At 68.9% G+C, this 17,542-nt stretch carries 18 protein-coding genes; 5 read left to right on the top strand and 13 right to left on the bottom strand.

The features are described 5' to 3' along the window. Nucleotides 1-37: 37 nt before the first annotated feature. Both CSC78_RS09570 and sppA read left to right on the top strand, forming a co-directional pair. A complete protein-coding gene (locus tag CSC78_RS09570) occupies nucleotides 38-1,426 on the top strand; it encodes an MATE family efflux transporter (RefSeq protein ID WP_162337684.1) in 1,389 nt (462 codons plus the stop codon). Nucleotides 1,427-1,475: 49 nt separating this feature from the next. After that, on the top strand, nucleotides 1,476-3,380 hold the full coding sequence (gene sppA / locus CSC78_RS09565) for a signal peptide peptidase SppA (RefSeq protein WP_162337683.1): 1,905 nt from the start codon (nucleotides 1,476-1,478) through the stop codon (nucleotides 3,378-3,380). A gap of 137 nt (nucleotides 3,381-3,517) precedes the next feature. Here the strand turns inward: sppA and CSC78_RS19180 are convergent, their stop codons facing one another. Next, on the bottom strand, nucleotides 3,518-3,640 hold the full coding sequence (locus CSC78_RS19180; protein ID WP_274379352.1) for a hypothetical protein: 123 nt from the start codon (nucleotides 3,638-3,640) through the stop codon (nucleotides 3,518-3,520). A 58-nt stretch (nucleotides 3,641-3,698) separates the two neighbouring features. Here CSC78_RS19180 and CSC78_RS09560 point away from each other — a divergent pair, with 58 nt between their 5' ends. Both CSC78_RS09560 and CSC78_RS09555 read left to right on the top strand, forming a co-directional pair. Further along, on the top strand, nucleotides 3,699-4,475 hold the full coding sequence (locus tag CSC78_RS09560; protein ID WP_162337682.1) for an SDR family oxidoreductase: 777 nt from the start codon (nucleotides 3,699-3,701) through the stop codon (nucleotides 4,473-4,475). 41 nt (nucleotides 4,476-4,516) lie between these two features. Continuing rightward, entirely contained in the window at nucleotides 4,517-4,936 is a 420-nt protein-coding gene (locus CSC78_RS09555) for a hypothetical protein (protein WP_162337681.1), read from the top strand. A 3-nt stretch (nucleotides 4,937-4,939) separates the two neighbouring features. Here the strand turns inward: CSC78_RS09555 and CSC78_RS09550 are convergent, their stop codons facing one another. After that, a complete protein-coding gene (locus tag CSC78_RS09550) occupies nucleotides 4,940-6,142 on the bottom strand; it encodes a metallophosphoesterase (protein WP_162337680.1) in 1,203 nt (400 codons plus the stop codon). A 123-nt stretch (nucleotides 6,143-6,265) separates the two neighbouring features. Next, nucleotides 6,266-6,925: a hypothetical protein gene (locus CSC78_RS09545; protein WP_162337679.1), complete on the bottom strand. Its 660-nt coding sequence runs from the start codon at nucleotides 6,923-6,925 to the stop codon at nucleotides 6,266-6,268. Between the two features lie 164 nt (nucleotides 6,926-7,089). Here CSC78_RS09545 and CSC78_RS19175 point away from each other — a divergent pair, with 164 nt between their 5' ends. After that, entirely contained in the window at nucleotides 7,090-7,224 is a 135-nt protein-coding gene (locus CSC78_RS19175) for a hypothetical protein (RefSeq protein ID WP_274379351.1), read from the top strand. Nucleotides 7,225-7,231: 7 nt separating this feature from the next. On the opposite strand, the gene CSC78_RS09540 is transcribed toward CSC78_RS19175, so the two are convergent. The 10 genes from CSC78_RS09540 to CSC78_RS09495 all read right to left on the bottom strand — a co-directional run bounded on the left by CSC78_RS09540 (nucleotide 7,232) and on the right by CSC78_RS09495 (nucleotide 17,503). Continuing rightward, nucleotides 7,232-7,882: a DUF4124 domain-containing protein gene (locus tag CSC78_RS09540; RefSeq protein ID WP_162337678.1), complete on the bottom strand. Its 651-nt coding sequence runs from the start codon at nucleotides 7,880-7,882 to the stop codon at nucleotides 7,232-7,234. Between the two features lie 2 nt (nucleotides 7,883-7,884). Then, nucleotides 7,885-8,601 carry a hypothetical protein gene (locus CSC78_RS09535; RefSeq protein ID WP_162337677.1) on the bottom strand — a complete coding sequence of 239 codons (717 nt, stop codon included), beginning with the start codon at nucleotides 8,599-8,601 and terminating at the stop codon, nucleotides 7,885-7,887. Nucleotides 8,602-8,661: 60 nt separating this feature from the next. Continuing rightward, nucleotides 8,662-9,225, bottom strand: a complete 564-nt coding sequence (locus tag CSC78_RS09530) for an L-threonylcarbamoyladenylate synthase (RefSeq protein ID WP_162337676.1) — start codon at nucleotides 9,223-9,225, stop codon at nucleotides 8,662-8,664. Nucleotides 9,226-9,246: 21 nt separating this feature from the next. After that, nucleotides 9,247-11,745 carry a DNA topoisomerase I gene (locus tag CSC78_RS09525; RefSeq protein ID WP_162337675.1) on the bottom strand — a complete coding sequence of 833 codons (2,499 nt, stop codon included), beginning with the start codon at nucleotides 11,743-11,745 and terminating at the stop codon, nucleotides 9,247-9,249. 206 nt (nucleotides 11,746-11,951) lie between these two features. Beyond that, complete coding sequence (locus CSC78_RS09520; RefSeq protein ID WP_162337674.1) at nucleotides 11,952-12,950, bottom strand: RDD family protein; 999 nt, start codon at nucleotides 12,948-12,950, stop codon at nucleotides 11,952-11,954. Then, the gene (locus CSC78_RS09515; RefSeq protein WP_162337673.1) at nucleotides 12,947-13,837 is read right to left on the bottom strand and encodes an RDD family protein; all 891 of its coding nucleotides are present in this window, start codon (nucleotides 13,835-13,837) and stop codon (nucleotides 12,947-12,949) included. Before CSC78_RS09515 ends, CSC78_RS09520 begins: the two co-directional genes overlap by 4 nt. Nucleotides 13,838-13,888: 51 nt before the next feature. After that, nucleotides 13,889-14,623, bottom strand: a complete 735-nt coding sequence (locus tag CSC78_RS09510; protein ID WP_162337672.1) for a GYF domain-containing protein — start codon at nucleotides 14,621-14,623, stop codon at nucleotides 13,889-13,891. A gap of 26 nt (nucleotides 14,624-14,649) precedes the next feature. Beyond that, the gene (locus CSC78_RS09505) at nucleotides 14,650-15,123 is read right to left on the bottom strand and encodes a DUF494 family protein (protein WP_055937630.1); all 474 of its coding nucleotides are present in this window, start codon (nucleotides 15,121-15,123) and stop codon (nucleotides 14,650-14,652) included. Then, nucleotides 15,120-16,298 carry a DNA-processing protein DprA gene (gene dprA / locus CSC78_RS09500; protein WP_162337671.1) on the bottom strand — a complete coding sequence of 393 codons (1,179 nt, stop codon included), beginning with the start codon at nucleotides 16,296-16,298 and terminating at the stop codon, nucleotides 15,120-15,122. The genes CSC78_RS09505 and dprA overlap by 4 nt, the downstream gene beginning before the upstream one ends. An 80-nt stretch (nucleotides 16,299-16,378) precedes the next feature. Beyond that, a complete protein-coding gene (locus tag CSC78_RS09495; RefSeq protein ID WP_162337670.1) occupies nucleotides 16,379-17,503 on the bottom strand; it encodes a LysM peptidoglycan-binding domain-containing protein in 1,125 nt (374 codons plus the stop codon). Nucleotides 17,504-17,542: the final 39 nt, after the last annotated feature.

Raw genomic sequence — 17,542 nt, 5'->3', positions numbered from 1 at the left:
GCGATGCCGCGCGACCGCAGTCCGGCGGTTGATCCTCATGTCCGTCTCCCCCTCCCCGACCCCGCGCTTCGGCCAGGAAGTGCGCGCCACGGGCACGCTCGCTTTGCCGCTGGTGCTGGGCCACGTGTCCACCGGCCTGATCGGCTTCGTCGACAACGTCATCGCCGGCCACCACGCCACGGCCACGCTGGCGGCGGTGACGGTGGGCACCGCGCTGCTGTGGCTGCCGATGATGGTGCCGATCGGCACGCTGATCTCGCTGACCGCGTCGGTCTCGCAGCTCGACGGCGCCAAGCGGCGCGCCGAGATCGGCCCGTTGTTCTGCCAGGCGCTGTGGCTGTCGCTGGGCCTGGGCCTGCTGATGTTCGCCTTCCTCAGCGTGGCGCCGTACGCGCTGGCCGCGTTCGGCATCGCGCCCGACATCATTCCCGGCGCCACCGCCTTTCTGCACGGCATCCGCTGGGGCGTGCCGGCGCTGACGTTCTACTTCTGCATGCGCTACCTCAGCGAAGGCACGCACTGGACGCTGCCGACCATGATCCTCGGCTTCGGCGGCCTGCTGGTGCTGGCGCCGGTGGGCTACGTGCTGGCGTTCGGCAAGTTCGGCTTTCCGGAGCTGGGCGCGGGCGGGCTGGGCATCGCCTCGGCGCTGACCATGTGGCTGCAGGCGATCGCCTTCGCGATCTACCTGACGCGTGCGCGCCGCTTCGCCGACCTGCAGCTGTTCGCGCGGTTCGATCCGCCGCGCCGCGCGCCGATCATGCAGCTGCTGCGCACCGGCCTGCCGATCGGCATCACCGTGCTGATGGAGGGCAGCCTCTTCATCGTCACCGCGCTGCTGATCGCGCGCCTCGGCGCCATCCCGGCGGCGGCGCACCAGATCGCCATCAACGTGTCGGCGCTGTGCTTCATGATCCCGATGGGCGTGGCCGAGGCCACCACGGTGCGCGTGGGCCATGCGGTGGGCGCGGGCAACACGCCGGGCATCCGCCGCGCCGCGCACGCGGGCTACGTCATCGTGCTGGCCACGCAGGCGATCTCGGCGCTGTTCCTGCTGCTCGGCCACGACCTGGTGGTGTCGCTGTACACCGACGACCTGGCGGTGGCCGCGTTGGCGGGCACGCTGCTGCTGTTCGCCGCGGCGTTCCAGTTCCCCGACGGCATCCAGGTGCTGTCGGCCGGCGCGCTGCGCGGACTGAAGGACACCCGCGTGCCCATGTGGCTGGCGGTGGTCTCGTACTGGGGCCTGGGCATGCCGCTGGGCGCCGGGCTGGGCCTGGGCCTCGGCTGGGGCCCGCAGGGCATGTGGCTGGGCCTGATCGTCGGCCTGACCGCCGCGGCCGTGCTGCTGGGCTGGCGCTTCGAGCGCAGCAGCCGGCGCTGGTCCGCGTCTCCCGCCCCGGTCACGGTGACCAACGGGGCATGAAACCCTCACACGCGCACGCTACAGTGGCCCCAGTTTCCCGGAGTTTTCCATGAACCAAGTCGCACCCCCGCCGCGTCGCAGCCCCATCGTCGCCTTCTTCGTCGGCCTGTGGGACGTGATGAACTTCACCCGCAAGCTGGTCCTCAACCTGATCTTCTTCGGGTTGCTGTTCCTGGTCTTCATCGTGTTCGTCATCGCCGCCGGCAGTGGCGGGGTGAAGCCGATGATGGAGCGCACCACCTTCGTGCTGGCGCCGGAAGGCCGCCTGGTCGAGCAGTTCACCACCGATCCCGCCACGCGCGCGCTGGCCAAGGCGTTCGGCGACAAGAGCGCCGAGGAAGTGCAGCTGCGCGACCTGCTGCGCGCCATCGAGGCCGCGCAGAAGGACGACAAGATCGAGCGCATGCTGTTGCGCGTGGACCAGCTGCAGCCCACCGGCTACGCCTCGCTGCGTGAAGTCGCCGCGGCGCTCGCGAAGTTCCGTGCCTCCGGCAAGCAGATCGTCGCCTTCGGCGAGAACATCAGCCAGACGCAGTACCTGCTGGCCGCGCAGGCCGACGAGGTCTATCTCGACCCGATGGGCAGCCTGATGCTGGAGGGCCTGGGCCGCTACCGCCAGTACTACCGCGAAGGCCTGCAGGAAAAGCTCGGCGTGGACGTGCACCTGTTCAAGGTGGGCGAGTACAAGTCGGCCGCCGAGCCCTACGTGCTGGATGGCGCGTCGAAGGAAGCCAAGGAAGCCGACCTGTTCTGGATGAACGACGTGTGGCAGCGCTTGCTGGCCGACATAGCCAAGGTCCGCAAGACCACGCCGGAAGCGCTGGCCGCCGGCATCGACACGCTGCCCGAAGGCATTGCCGCCGCCGGTGGCGACCTGGCCAAGTACGCGCTGCAGCAGAAGCTCGTCGATGGCCTGAAAACGCAGGAAGAAGTCGAGAACCTGCTGATCGAGCGTGGCGTGGCCGATGAGGATTCCGACACCGGCTTCCGTGCGGTCGGCCTGGCCGGTTACCTGACCCACCTCGACGCCAAGATCAATCCGCTCGACAAGCGTCCGCAGGTCGCCGTAGTCGTGGCCGAAGGCGAGATCACCGATGGCGACCAGCCGGCCGGCCGCGTCGGTGGCCTGTCCACCTCGGCGCTGCTGCGCGAGGCGCGCGACGACGACGACGTGAAGGCCGTGGTGCTGCGCGTGGATTCGCCGGGCGGCGGCGTGTACGCCTCCGAACAGATCCGCCGCGAAGTGGCGGCGCTGAAGAAGGCCGGCAAGCCGGTGGTCGTCTCGATGGGCGACCTGGCCGCGTCCGGCGGCTACTGGATCAGCATGAATGCCGACCGCATCTATGCCGATCCGTCCACGATCACCGGTTCGATCGGCATCTTCGGCGTGATCCCCACCGTGCCGCGCACGCTGGAGAAGATCGGCGTGCGCACCGACGGCGTGGGCACCACCCGCTTCGCCGGCGCGTTCGACATCACCCGTCCGCTGGACCCGGCCGTGGGCCAGGTGATCCAGTCGGTCATCGACAAGGGCTATGCCGATTTCACCGGCAAGGTCGCCGAAGCGCGCAAGAAGCCGGTCGAAGAGATCGATGCCGTCGCGCGCGGTCGCGTGTGGAGCGGTGCGCAGGCGAAGGAGCGCGGGCTGGTCGACGAACTCGCCGGCTTCGACGCGGCGGTGGCCGACGCGGCCAAGCGCGCCAAGCTGGGCGAGCCGGACAAGTACCGCGTGCGCTACATCGAGAAGATGTCCTCGCCGTTCTCGCAGTTCATGGGCGGCTTCGCCGGCAGCCGCATCGGTGCGGCTTGGTTGAAGGACTCCGATTTCGCCCGCGCGCTGCTGGCGCGCAGCCTGCCGGAGATGGAAGCGCAGCTGCGCTTCGTCGACGAGGCGGTGAACGACCGCAACGGCGCCCCGGTGAAGAGCCTGGCGTACTGCTTCTGCGGGTTCTGAGTCCACCCGACAACGCGTGATCGACGGGCCGCGTGGGCAACCGCGCGGCCCGTTGCGTGTCGGGGTGTCGGATGCCGACGGGCGACGTCGCGTGCCATGCGGCGCCATCCGCGCCGTGTGGCGATGATCCGCAGGACTCAGGCGGTCTCGGGCGCCGCCTGAGGTTCCGGTGGATCGTCGGTGGGCGGTGGCTCGGGTGCGCGGCAGGCGGCGCAGGCCAGCAATGCGATGGCGAGCAGGGTGAGGCGGAGCCGGGTCATGGCGACGGTCCTCCTGTGACGTGGCGCTATGCTACGCCCTTCGATGAAGGAGGCGCATGTGGCGGCGAACCGGTGGCGACTGGAAGGGCAACTGGCACTGGTGACCGGTGCCAGCGCGGGCATCGGGATGGCGATCGCACGCGAATTGCTCGGCTTCGGCGCGGACGTGCTGATGGTGGCGCGCGACGAGGATGCGCTGCAGGACGCGCGCACGGACCTGGCAGACGAGTTCCCTGAACGCACCATCGCCACGCTGGCCGCCGACGTGGCCGACGACGAAGACCGCCGCGCCATCCTCGACTGGGTGGAAGACCACGGCGACGGCCTCAACATCCTGGTCAACAATGCCGGCGGCAACGTCACCCGTGCCGCGGTGGACTACACCGAGGACGAGTGGCGCGGCATCTTCGAGACCAACCTGTTCTCGGCATTCGAGCTGTCGCGCTATGCGCATCCGCTGCTGACGCGGCATGCGGCCTCGAGCATCGTCAACGTCGGTAGCGTGTCTGGGATCACCGCCGTGCGCAGCGGCGCCCCCTACGGCATGACCAAGGCCGCGCTGCACCAGCTCACCCGCAACCTCGCCGCCGAATGGGCCGAGGACGGCGTGCGCGTCAACGCGGTGGCGCCGTGGTACATCCGCACGCGCCGCACCTCCGGCCCGCTGTCCGATGCGGACTACTACGACGAAGTCGTCGCGCGCACGCCGATGCGCCGGATCGGCGAGCCGGAAGAGGTTGCCGCCGCTGTCGCCTTTCTCTGTCTGCCCGCCGCCAGCTACGTCACCGGCGAATGCATCGCGGTGGATGGCGGGTTCCTGCGGTACGGGTTCTGAGCCGTCGTCTGCCACACGTCGTATGCCGCATGTTGGCCAGCATGCTCGCTCTGGTGACGGCGGCGTGCGCCTCGACGTCCACGCTGCTCACGTCGGACGCATACAGCCTCACTGTCACCGACAACCCGGCCAAGCGCCGATTCGATGTCGTACTGCAATCGCACCACGATCGCGCGCTGTGCGTGGGGGCGCACGACTGGCCATCGTCCGAAGGGACGCTGGTGGTCGAGAGCCCCGTCGTATCGCTGTCGACTATGGACGGTCTGCTGGCGGTGAAGAGCTCTCTCCTCAGCGTCTATTGCCCCGGCGGCTGCGGTAGAACGCGGATCGAACCGGGCGCAGCGTTGACCGGCCATTTCGCATACGCCGCGTTCGGCGATGCCGAGCGGATTGCATCGGATCCAAGCCGGCGACTGCAGTACACCATCACGCCGCAGGTCTGTCGGCGTCACCGCAGATGATCGTCATTGCAGACGTACACGTCCGCCGGCCGCATCCACGCGCCACAGTTCGTCGCCCTCGTATAGCGCGGCCTGCGGGGTTTGCTCGGCGTGGTGCACATCCAGACGCAGCAGGCGCCCCTGCTGCTCCAGCGTGATGTCCGGCACCAGCGTGTGGCCGATGGCGAGGCGCTTGACGCCGTAGCGGGCAAGGACTCGTTGCAGGTGGGCGGCGGGATCGGCTTCGCGACGCTGCTTCGCGTCGTCCGGCATCGCCATGCCGCGGTACCAGGTCAGGCCGGTGCGGCCGAGCAGGGTGTCGGCGTCGCCCTGCAGGCTCTCCGGTTCGGCATGCAGGTGCGGTTGCGCGAGGGCGTTGATCTGGTCGATGTCCAGGTCGAGTGCCAGTACGTCCCCACTGATGCCGCCGTGGACGAACAGATGGTCGCCAACGCGCGCGATCACCGGCTGTTCCGCCAGCCATTCGCCGAGCACGGACTGTGAGGAAAACAGGCGCTCGTCGCCGTCGTCGCCCAGGGCGGTGGCGAACGCGACCAGGCCGCCGGGCCAGTACTTCTTGCGGCCCGACATCGCGAGGTGCTCATGGTTGCCCAGCACGTAGTGGACGCGTCCACCGGTGGCATCTGCTTCCGCCTGAAGCCGGTAGATCAGCCACAGCACCGCGGTCATGTCGTCGCCGCGGTCGACGAAGTCGCCGACCAGCGCGACATGGCCGTCGCCGTAGCGCCAGTGCAGGGCGTCGTCGATGACGCCGTTCGCGCGCAGCAGCGAGGTGAGCCTGTCGAACTCGCCCTCGATGTCCGACAGCATCAGCAGGCGCGGAGGATTGTCGGCGTGCACCGCGCTGCGTGCGGGCGATGCCGGCCGCAGCGTCACTTGGAAGCGCGTCTTCGATGCATTGCCGACCTGCACGGTGAGCGTCGGCAATGGCGATGCGGGCAGCTGCGTGCGGACCAGTCGCCAGGCATCCGCATCCTGCTGCGTGGCGAGCACTTCGTAGCCGCCGTCGTGGAGGAAGACGTGCGGGCCTTCCGCGGCCAGCATCGGCTTTTCCATGATCTGGAAACGCCGCGCGTCCGCATCCCAGCCGAACGCGATGTTTCCCTGCGGATCCTTCAGGCGGAAACCACCGAACACCACCAGTCCGATCACCGCCGCGACGGCCAGTGCGGACACCAGCGCCAACCGCTTCATCCATGTCGCCATCGCGCACGCCCTCGCCGGAATGCGGATGACGTTACGCGTCGCGAGCGCACGCTTTCATGGGCTGGAAGCCATGCCCGAGTGTGAGGCGATGCGCGCACGGCAGTCGCGCGTCGCGTACCTGCGCTACGGCGTCCGGGTCGCCGCCTCCGGCGCACTGAACACCACGCGGCCGTCGGCATCCAGCACTTCGATGCGCGCGTCGCCGGCGCGGTCCACGCGCAGGCGGATGCGGTCCTTGCCGCTGGCGTCGGCCAGCAGGATCTCGGCATCGTTGCGGTCGTTCTGGATGGCGATGCGGCGCGTGGCCTGTTTCGCGGCGTCCAGTACCTTCACATGCGACGGCACGGCCTGGTTGATCTGCAGGCCACTGCTGATCGGCTCGCCGTCGGCGCCGATGCGCGTCATCAGGCCGATGGCATCCATGTTCGGATTGTCGAAGGCGAGCGCGGAGATCTTGCCGGCCTCCACGTCGGTCAGCGCCAGCCCACCCACTTCGTTGCCCTTGCGGTCGTAGAACACCAGCCCCGCGGGCGTGACCGCGCGCTTGAACGTCTCGCCGTTCAACATGGGCGGCGGAAAGCGCTGCTGGTTGGCCAGCACCATGCGCGTGGCGCCATCGGCATCCACGATGTCCAGCCGCTCGACCGACAGACGTTCGAAGTGCGGATCCGGTGCCTTGAAGGCCGTCAGCAGCACGGCGACGAAGGCGAGGGTCAGCGCACCGGCGTACAGGCGCAACAGGCGCATTTCGCGCAGCAGGCGAGGCATCGGGTCGTGCGGCATCGGAGGTCCTTGCGGTGGGAAACCGTCGATTCTAGCGAGCGTGCCGTGCGCAGGGGCCTCACGCGTGTCCGCAATGCTGGGCCGGGCCACCGCCGCCGGCGCGATTGACGTTCGTTTTACACGCGATGCGTAGCGTGGCTGCATCGACGGAAGCGGGAGCGGACATGAAGCGATGGATCACGCGCGGCCTGCTGGCGTGCCTGGTGGTCTTGCTGGTGGTGGGTGTGGGTGGCTTCGCCTGCGTGCATGCGCTGGACCTGCAGTTCATGCATGACGGCATGAGGGGCACGCGCGGTTGAGTACCGCCTACTGCCGGCAGCTGCTCTCGGCGACGATGCGCGCGACGCGTTCGTACTCGGCGCGGTTCTTCTCGGCGTTCTCGGGGCGGGCGAAGCGGAAGGCGACTTCGGTTTCGTCGCGGCGCTGCTTCCACGCATCGCACAGCGCGCCGTCGGGTACGCGCGCGCAGACGTCGCGCACCACTTCGCAGGCCTGGCCGGCCCCGGACTGCGGGTTGCCGTCCAGCCCGATGGTCTGCAGCGCGACGCAGCGGGACGCCGGTTCGGGATCTTCGGTGACGTAGCGGCCCTTGTCGTAGGTCGTGCACTGGAACATGACGGGCGGCGGCAGGCGTCGGATGTCGGGGCTTGGCGTCGCGGGCGGCGTGACGACGTCCGTGGCGGGCGTCGTCGCAGGAGCGGGTGCGGCGGGCGCGGTGGCCGGTGGCGGCGCGGTACCCGTCTGGCCGGGCGCCATCGGCACGCTGTTCACGCCCTGCATGGTCCGGGCTTCCTGCTTCATGCCCTTGGGACAGGGCGCGTTCTGCAGGGTCAGTGCGCCGCTGGCGTCGGTGCACCGGTATATGGTGATGTCGGCGGCCGTCGCGGTGGCGATGCCGGAGATGACGCACGACAGCGCAAGCAGCAGGCGGGCGAAGGTGCGGACGGTGGGGCTCATCATTACCTGCAGTCGTTGGCCAGGCGCGCATCGATGCCGCGCTGCTCCAAGTCTAGCGTGCGGCGTTCGCTGGGCAGTGCGGCGCCGTAGCGGCGGAGGATCTCGTAGCGCCGGTCGGACAGGCGTGCGCAGACTTCTTCCTGCGGCAGCGGATGGCAGGCATCGCGTACCCAGGCGCCGCCAGGCACGATCACCGGGCCGTGATGATGGCCGCCGCCTCCCGGGGGACGCGGAGGACGACGGTCGCCGCTTTCGAACGACAGATTGCCGTTGCCGATCGAGACGCTGCCCGACACGCTGCCGCCGCTGGCGCGCGGCCACGCCGGATAGGCGGCGTACCCCACGCCATACGGCACCCAGCGTGGATTGCCGTCGTCGTTGTCGCTCGTATAGACCCGACCCTCGGGCGTGGTGCACTCGTACATGGGCTTGGGCGGACTGAGGTACACGACGCGCGCGGGTGGAGCCGGTGTGGGCGTGGCTTGCGGTGCGGGCACCGGGGCGGCGACGGCGGGGCGCGGCGGCGGATCCTGCGGCCGCTGCATCGCGCGGACTTCCTGCTTCTCGCCCTTCAGGCAAGGCGAGTCGCGCAGGGCGACCGTGCCGTTCGCGGCGACGCAGCGGTAGATGGTCACCTGGCTTCCCGTGGTCGCCTGCGCACGCGCCGCGGACGGCACGGCCGTCAGCAGGACCAGCAGCAGGGGCAGGGCGAGGTGCATGGCGCCATGGTGCGCGCCGGAGCGGTCGATGGAAAGGCGATGGCGCGGCCCGTATGGCCGTCAGTCACGCAGCGACTGGCCCGTCAGTGCGTCGCGGATGGCGGTGGGGCGGTCCAGGCCGCCGGTCGCGCCCGGCACGACGGCGTCGACGCGCGCCAGCAGGGCGGGATCCAGCGCTGCCTGTTCGCTGACGGCGGGTTGGCCGCTGAGGTTGGCGCTGGTCGACACCAGCGCGCCGCCGTAGGCCTGGCAGAGGCCGACGACGATGGTGTGCTGGCTGACCCGTACGGCGATGCCGCGGTGCGCACCGGTGACCCAGCGAGGCGCCTGTACGGTCGCCGGCATGATCCACGTATGCGGGCCGGGCCAGCTGGACAGCACTTCGGTCAGGCGCTCGGTGGGCACCGCCGACACGTCGATCAGGGGCTTCAACTGGTCCAGCGTGGCGGCGATGAGGATCAGGCCCTTCTCGACCGGTCGCTGCTTGATCGCCAGCAGGCGGTGTACCGCGCCCTCGTCGAACGGATCGCAGCCCAGGCCCCACACGGCCTCGGTGGGGTAGGCGACGACGCCGCCGCTGCGGATCGTTTCCGCGGCTTCCTCGATGGTCCTTTCGATCGGCATGGTCTGGGCGTCTGGGTGGAATCAGAAGGGCGCGTCGTCTCCGGCGACCACCTTGGAGGCGACCTTCTTCACCGTCGTCGTCTTGGTCGCGGCCTTCTTCGTGGCGGTCTTCTTGGTGGCTTTCTTCGCGGCTTTCTTCGCTGGCGCTTTCTTGGCTGCGGCCTTCTTCGGCGCGGCTTCCTTCTTCACCGCGGCCTTCTTGGCGGGCGCCTTCTTGCCGAAGCCCTTGCGCACCGGCTTGCCGGTTTCCTCGAGCAGCTTCTGCACTTCCTCGAAGGTCAGCGAGGCGGGCTCGCGGTCCTTCGGGATCTTGCCGTTGAGCTTGCCATCGCTGATGTACGGGCCGAAGCGGCCATTGAGCACCTGGATGTCGCTGCCGTCGAATTCCTTGATGATGCGGTTGCGCGCGATCTCTTCCTTCTCTTCGATCAGGAACACCGCGCGCGCCAGGTCGATCGTGTACGGATCGTCTTCCTTCTTCAGCGATGCATAGGTGCTGCCGCGCTTGGCGAACGGGCCGAAGCGGCCGATGCCGACGCTGACCTCCTCGTCCTTGTCCTGGCCGAGCTTGCGCGGCAGCTTGAACAGCTCCAGCGCGTCTTCCAGGGTGATGGTGTGCATCGACTGGCCGGGACGCAGCGAGGCGAACTCCAGCTTCTCGTCGGTGTCCTTGTCGCCGATCTGCGCATACGGCCCGTAGCGGCCGAGGCGCACGCTGACCGGCTTGCCGGACTTGGGATCGCTGCCGAGCTCGCGCGCGCCGGTGGCTTCGCTGCGGTCGACGGTCTCGGCCTTCTCGTCCACCAGTTCCTTGAACGGGCCCCAGAATTTCTCCATCAGCGGCACCCACTCTTCCTCGCCGCGCGAGACGGCGTCGAGCTCGTCCTCCAGCTTGGCGGTGAAGTCGTAGTCGACGTACCGGGTGAAGTGGCCTGACAGGAACTTGGACACCGCGCGGCCCACGTCGCTGGGCTTGAACGCACGGCCTTCCATTTCCACGTACTTGCGGAAGATCAGCGTCTGGATGATCGAGGCGTAGGTCGACGGACGGCCGATGCCGTATTCCTCCAGTGCCTTCACCAGCGCGGCTTCGGTGAAGCGCGGCGGCGGCTGGGTGAAATGCTGGTCGGCGTGGATGCGGTCCAGCGGCACGGAGTCGCCGGGCTTCATCGGCGGCAGCTTGCGGCCTTCGTCGTCGTCTTCGGCGTTCTTGGTGTCCTTGCCTTCCTCATAGACAGCCAGGAAGCCGGGATCGACCACGGTGGTGCCACTGGCGCGGAAACTGTGCTGGCTGCCGGCGGCGAGGTCGACGCTGACGGTGTTGAGCGTGGCCGGCACCATCTGGCAGGCGACGGCGCGCTTCCAGATCAGGTCGTACAGCTTGCGCTCGTCGTCGCTGAGGTACTTGGCCACCTGCGCGGGCGTGCGCAGTGCGCTGGTCGGACGGACGGCTTCGTGCGCTTCCTGCGCGTTCTTCGACTTGGTGACGTAGACGTTCGGCTTGTCCGGCAGTGCCTGCGTGCCGTAGTCGCGCGCGATAACGTCGCGGATCTCGGCCAGCGCATCCTGCGACAGGCTGACCGAGTCGGTACGCATGTAGCTGATCAGGCCGACCGTGCCTTCGTCGCCGATGGCCACGCCTTCGTACAGCTTCTGCGCCACCTGCATGGTCTTGCGGGTGGTGAAGCCGAGCTTGCGCGAGGCTTCCTGCTGCAGCGTGGAGGTGGTGAACGGCGGCGCCGGGCGGCGCTTGCGTTCCTTGCTGGTCACGTCGGTGACGTGCAGGGCACCCTGCGCAGCCTGCTGGATGCGCAGGCGGGCGGCCTCGGCGGTGTCGCCGTCGGTGACGGTGAACTGCTCGAACTTCTGGCCGTCCAGCTTGGTGAGCTTGGCGGTGAAGGCCTGGCGCGGATGCGCGCACTCCGCCTCGATGCTCCAGTATTCGCGGGCGGTGAAGGCTTCGATCTCTTCCTCGCGCTCGACGATCATGCGCAGTGCCGGCGACTGCACGCGGCCGGCGGACAGGCCGCGCTGCACCTTGCGCCACAGCACCGGCGACAGGTTGAAGCCGACCAGGTAGTCCAGCGCACGGCGCGCCTGCTGGGCATCGACCAGGTCGCCGGCGATCTGGCGTGGCTGGGTCATCGCTTCCTTGATGGCGCGCGGGGTGATTTCGGTGAACACCACGCGGTGCAGGGGCTTGTCCTTCAGCAGGCCGCGCTCTTTCAGGATCTCCGCGATGTGCCAGCTGATCGCCTCGCCTTCGCGGTCCGGGTCGGTCGCCAGGAAGATGTCGTCGGCGCCCTTGGCGGCCTTGGCGATGGCGTCGACGTGCTTTTCGTTCTTCTCGATCAGGTCGTAGCGCATGGCGAACCCGTTGGCCGGGTCCACCGCCCCCTCCTTCGGCACCAGGTCACGGACGTGGCCGTAGGACGCCAGGACGGTGAAGTCCTTGCCGAGGTATTTGTTGATCGTCTTGGCCTTGGCGGGCGACTCGACGATGAGCAGGTGCTTGGGCATGTCAGGGGTTCAGGGGTTCGGATGGGCCGTCCGGGGCCGGCAAGGGTGGCCCAGATGCGGGCGCCAGAGAAGCGGACGCCCGGAGCGGGGGCCCCGGGCGTTCAGATTTCCTTTTTATAGTGGTGTCACGGGCGGGGCCGGCCTGTCAAGCCGCCGTACCGGGCCGGACGCCGGGGCCGCGACCCCGGTCACGCCCCGGGGCGGGTTCAGCGGCCCATCGAGGCGATGGCGAAACCGGCCGCCACGGCGAGCACAAGCAGGCCGACGATCAGCAGGCCGCCCAGAACCAGCACGACCACGGCCACCGTGCCCAGTTCATCGCGCTGCCGCTCCGGGTGGGACGTGAAGGCCCACTTGTCGACCACCAGGGTGTCGCACATGAAATCGTGCAGGCCCTGCTTGCGGCCGGTGAAGGCGGCCATCAGCAGGCCGATGCACAACAGCAGGCTGCTGAGCATGTACGCCCAGTAGCGCGCGAAGCCGCGCAGGAAACTGATCCGGCCGCCGTCGGTGCGGACCACCTTGATGCCGATGGCCAGCTTGCCGGGCGTCGCCAACAGGCCGGCGCTGGAATGGAACCAGGCGAACACCAGCGCGCTCAACACCCAGGACATGACGGTCTCGGCCGGATTGAACTGGCTGCGTCCCAACAAGGTGCCGCTGAAGCTGCTTCCCCAGCCCAGCAGGCCGCCGACGATCGTCACGATGATGGCGACCGGAATGCCGAGGGCGAAGCCGTCGATGAGGCAGGCCGCCACCCGTTTCCAGAAGCCCGCGTAGACGACGTGTCCCTCACGCACCGCGGGGGCATAAGCATGGGCGCCGATGTCCGCGTGCGGTGCGGCGTAGGGAGAGTCGCCGGTCGTGACCGTGGCGTCCGGATGCGCGACCGGCGCGGCGGCGGGTGCGTAGGTGGGCTCACTTGCCGTGAACACGGCGCGGCCCGTGAGCGGGCGGACTTCCTCGGCCGTGGCCGTGGCCGTGACCGGTGCGTCGGTCGTCTCGGGCACGGGTGGAAGCGGCGGCGTCATGTCCAGCCGCAACTCCGGTGCCACGTTGATCAGTGCGGTCCACTCCTGCATGCCTTCGCGCCAGACCAGCGATGTCCGCGTGAGGGTGCCGTCGCGGAAGAGGTCGGCGACCCTGCCGGGGTCGACCGGACCGTGGCGCTGCTGGTGCGCATCGACGTAGTACCACTGGCTCATGACAGCCCCTTCATCATCAGCGCGCCCATGACGCCGTAGATCGCCAGGCTGCCGAAGATCATCAGCCCGGCCAGCACCAGGATGACGATGGTGACCACGCCCAGCTCATCGCGCTGCCGCTCGGGGAATGCGGTGAAGGCCCACTTGTCGACCACCAGGGTGTCGCAGAGCATGTCGTGCAGTGCCTGCTTGCGGTCGGTGAACGCCACCATCAGGCCGGAAATCAGCACGCCCAGGCCGCAGGTGACCATGGTGAAGACCAGGTAGGCCAGCGAGCGCAGGAAGCCGCGCCAGAAGCTCATCCGCTGCCCGTCGGTACGCGTCACCTTGATGCCCACCGCCAGTTTGCCCAGGCTGGCCTGCAGCGACGAGGACTGCATCCAGCCGAAGTAGACGCACGGCGCGAGGAACAGGATCGGATAGATCGCCAGCATCGAGGCGAGGCCGGCCCCGGTGGCGAACGGATTGTCGGAGCCGCCGGCGCCCATCACGCCCACGCCGATCAGCATCAGCGGGATCATCAGCGCGTAGCTGACGACAGTGGTGACGATGCCGTCGATGAAGCTGGCGGCGAAGCGCTTCCACAGGCCGCCGTGCACGATGTGGCCGGCGACCACCGGCTGGAACGAAGCGAGGTCGGCGGTCGGCGGCGTGTAGGGCGCGTCCGCCGCCGGCACGACGGCGTCCATGGCGGGCGCGGCCGGCGCGTCGAGTGGCAGGCCGAGTTCCGCCGCCACGCTGGACAGCGGCTGCCAGTCCTGCAGCCCCTCGCGCCACACCAGCGACGCCGCACCCAGGCGCGCGTGGCGCACGTGGCCTTCCAGTTCCTCGGCCGAGAACGGCCCCTGCCGCTGCCCGCTGGCGTCGGCGTAGTACCACTGCGTCATTGCATCATTCCCCGATGAAAAGCGTGGCCCGCGTCGCCACGCTGACGTTGTTCAGCCGCGGCAATCCAGCGGCAGCCACTTGTCGTCGATCTCCGACGAGCAGTGCCACTCGCTGTTGTCGCTGCCCAGGTCCCACCACAGTTTGCGGCCGTCGATCTCCGCGTTGCCGGTGTTGCCGAACTCCAGCTCGAACCCGCAGGTGCCGTCGTCGAACTCGCCGACGGTCGCGCGCGTGACGTAGGTGCTGGCGTAGCGCTCGGGCGTACCGATGTTGCCTTCGCCATTGCTCGGGCAGCGGCCTTCCGCCTCGAGGAAGGCTTTGACGTCGGTGCGCAGTCCGACGTTGTCGGTGATCGCCTGCGTGACCTTCGTGCGCAGCGTGTACTGCTGATAGGCGGGCAGCGAGATCGCGGCGAGGATCGCGCCGATGCCCAGGCACGGCACCAGCAGCACGGCGATGACGATCAGCGCGATCTTGCCGCCCGACATGCGCGGCCTGGGGGCGGGCGCCACGGGTGTGCGCAACAGACGGTCATGCGGCGAGGCGGAGGCGGGCGCGGAAGGCGCGGACGGGACCGGGGGCGGCATGGTGGCCGCCTCGACGGGGGAGGGATTCAGGCCGATTTCGTCGGCGAAATCGCGCAGCGGTTGCCACTGCGCCATGCCCTCGCGCCAGACCAGGCTGTCCAGCGCGATGCGTCCGTAACGGAAGTGGGTGACCAGTTCATCAGACGAGACCGGACCGTGCTGCTCACGGTTCCGGTCGGCGTAATACCAACCCGACATGCTTCCCCCTGAAGCGGATCAACGTCTCAGTGTACCGGCTCGGGCTCGTCGGCAAACATCTGGGTTTCCATCCACGCGTAGGCGGCTTCGGAACCCGGTTGGTTGAACAGCACCATCAGCACGACCCACTTCAGGTCGTCCAGGTCCAGCTCGTCCTGGTCCAGTGCCATGGCGCGGTCCAGCACCAGCTCGCGCTGGTCCGCGTCGAGGACCCCATGCTGCTCCAGGAACAGCAGGAAGCCGCGGCAGTCGACGTCCAGCTTCTCGAGCTCCGGCCCGTGGAAGACGCGGGTCGGGCCACCGACGCGCGGCGTGGATGCCGCGGGCCGCTGGTCGGCCAGGGCGTCGAGCCAGTCGAAGGCCTTGCTGATCTCGGTGGGGCTGAAGCCGGCCTGGATCAGGCCGTTCTGGAGAGAGTCGCGGTCGCGGACAGGGTCCGCATCTTCGGTGAAGTAGTGTTCGAACAGGTACAGCAGTACATCCAGGATGCTCTCTTTCATTGCCCCTCGGCCTGCGTCGTCGACGCTGTGGAGGTGAAGAAACCGGTCTTTCTCTGGTATCGGCCGTGTTCCGCCGTTACTAAGCCATCCAGTTCCATGACCAGCAGCATGGAGGACAGTTCCGCGGCCGTCAATCGGGTGCGTGAGACGAGCTGATCCATACCTGTTGGGTCATGACCGAGTGCCTCCCACAATCGCTGGTAGTCCGGGTCCAGGCGTTGCGGTGTCTCTCCCGGGCCTGCGATCGCCCCCGATTCAGCCTCGCCCAGCCGCGCGCGCAGGGCGTCGGCGAGGTCGGCCGCCAGATGGGCGAGGCCGTCGACGACCTCACGCGGGTCTTCCACGAGCGCGGCGCCATCGCGGATCAGCCGATGGCAGCCACGGGCCCTGGGGTTGTGGATCGACCCGGGAACGGCGAAGACCTCGCGTCCCGCTTCGCCGGCCTGCCGGGCGGTGATCAGCGCACCGGACTGCTCTGCCGCTTCCACGACCAGTGTGCCCAGCGCCAGCCCGGCGAGGATCCGGTTGCGCGCCGGGAAGTGGCTGCGCACCGCGGGCGTGCCGGGCGGGTGCTCGCTGACCACGGCCCCCTGCATGGCCAGCCGGTCGCGGAGGCGGTCGTGGGCGGGCGGGTAGGCGATGTCGGGGCCCGTGCCCACCACCGCCACCGTCGTGCCGCTGCCGGCGGCCAAGGCGGCTTCGTGTGCGGCCGCGTCGATGCCCCGCGCCATGCCGCTGACCACGACGATCCCGGCCGAAGCGAGCGCGCGCGCGAAGTAATGCGCATTGTCGCGGCCCCCGCTGGTCGGGCTGCGGCTGCCCACGATCGCGACCGCGGGACGCCAGAGCAGGGTGGGGTCGCCATCGACGAACAGCGCGAGCGGTGGGCTGGGCATCGCGCGCAACTGGGCGGGGTAGTCCGCGTCGTGCCAACCGATCAGGTGGTGGCCCGGCCCCTCCAGCCAATGCCGCGTGCGCGCCAGCGCGCCATCGGTATCCCCGCCTTGCAGGTGTGTGATCTGGACGGCGTCCAGTCCCTCCGCCCGCCAGGCGCCGGTTCCGGCGGCGAGCGCAAGCGCTGGCGCCGCATGCTGCTCCAGCAGGCGGCGGCGGGGCAGGACGGGACCACCGGCCAGGACAAGCCGGGCCAGCGCGATCAGGTCTTCGTTGGGCATGCGCCAGCGTAGGCCGCATATGGCGACGGCGCCCTCGGGCGCCGTCGCGGTGTTGCGTAGGACTTGCCTGACCTGCGTCGTCAGTACGTCGCGTCGGGATGCTTCAGTTCGTAGCCGACGCGCGTGACGTCCACGCCTTCCATCACCAGCGCGTAGCTGACCTTGTCGAAGGTGCGGAACACCATCGCATGGCTGGCGTACTCGTCCGGCAGGCTCACGCGACCGGCGCCCGGCTTCGTCGATTCGCTGATGCGCGAGGACCCCGGATGGGCCATGCGGTTGGCGGTGTGGCTGCCGTTGCGCCAGATCGAGAACACGGTGCCGTTGTCCACGCCGTCCAGACGACCGCCGGAAATGGCGATCACATCACGCGTGCCGCCCGAGGTCAGGGCGTCGGCCACGGCCAGCACGCGCAGCTTGCCGGCCGGATCGGCGGCGGGCGCATGCGGGAAGAAGTGCAGGTCGTAAGGCTGGGCATCGACCGGGATCAGGCGGTCGCCGACGCGCACTTCGTGACCGCCGATGTCGGCGACCAGCGTGCTGACCTCGGTGCCCGGCACGACGCCGCGGGTGAAGGTGGCCACGTTGACCTTGGCCAGTTCGTAGCCGAGGAACGCGCCCTTGCCCGTCTGCTCGACGATGTCCTTCCACTGGTCGATCTCGCCGCGGATGGTCTTGCCGCGGAAGTCCAGGTCCTGGGCGCGCGGGTTGTCGGTGAACCGGGCGGTCGGACGGACGACCAGGAAGCGCTGGCCGGCCTGCGCGCCGTCGAGGCCGCGCACGTAGATGTTGTGGCCACCGGAACCGCGCAGGCGGTCCTCTTCCAGCGCCGCCACGTGCGGGAGGTGCTCGAAGCTGTCGACGACGCGGCGGTCCTTCAAGTAGGCCTCGATGTCGGACAGCGGAATGGCGTTGAGCGGCGCTTCCTGGCGCGGACCCGGCTGTACCGCGACGCGGTCCAGGTAGGCCAGGCTGATCACGTCGCCCGGATAGATCAGGTGCGGGTTCTGGATCTGCGGGTTGGCCTGCCAGATCTCCGGCCACAGCCACGGCTTCTTCAGGAAGCGGGCCGAGATGTCCCACAGCGTGTCGCCACGCTTGACCACATAGGTATCAGGATGGCGTTCCGCCATCTCGGCGGCAGCCGCGTAGGTGCCGACGGTCAGCACCGCAACGGCGAAAACCGTACGAAAACATTTAAACATGGCGGTATCTACCTGATTCCCCGACAGGTGGTCAGCACT

Source organism: Pseudoxanthomonas japonensis (assembly GCF_010093445.1).
Taxonomy (GTDB): Bacteria; Pseudomonadota; Gammaproteobacteria; order Xanthomonadales; family Xanthomonadaceae; genus Pseudoxanthomonas_A; species Pseudoxanthomonas_A japonensis.
Note: the sequence above shows the minus strand (reverse complement) of the source record. Positions and strands in the feature narration are given on the sequence as shown.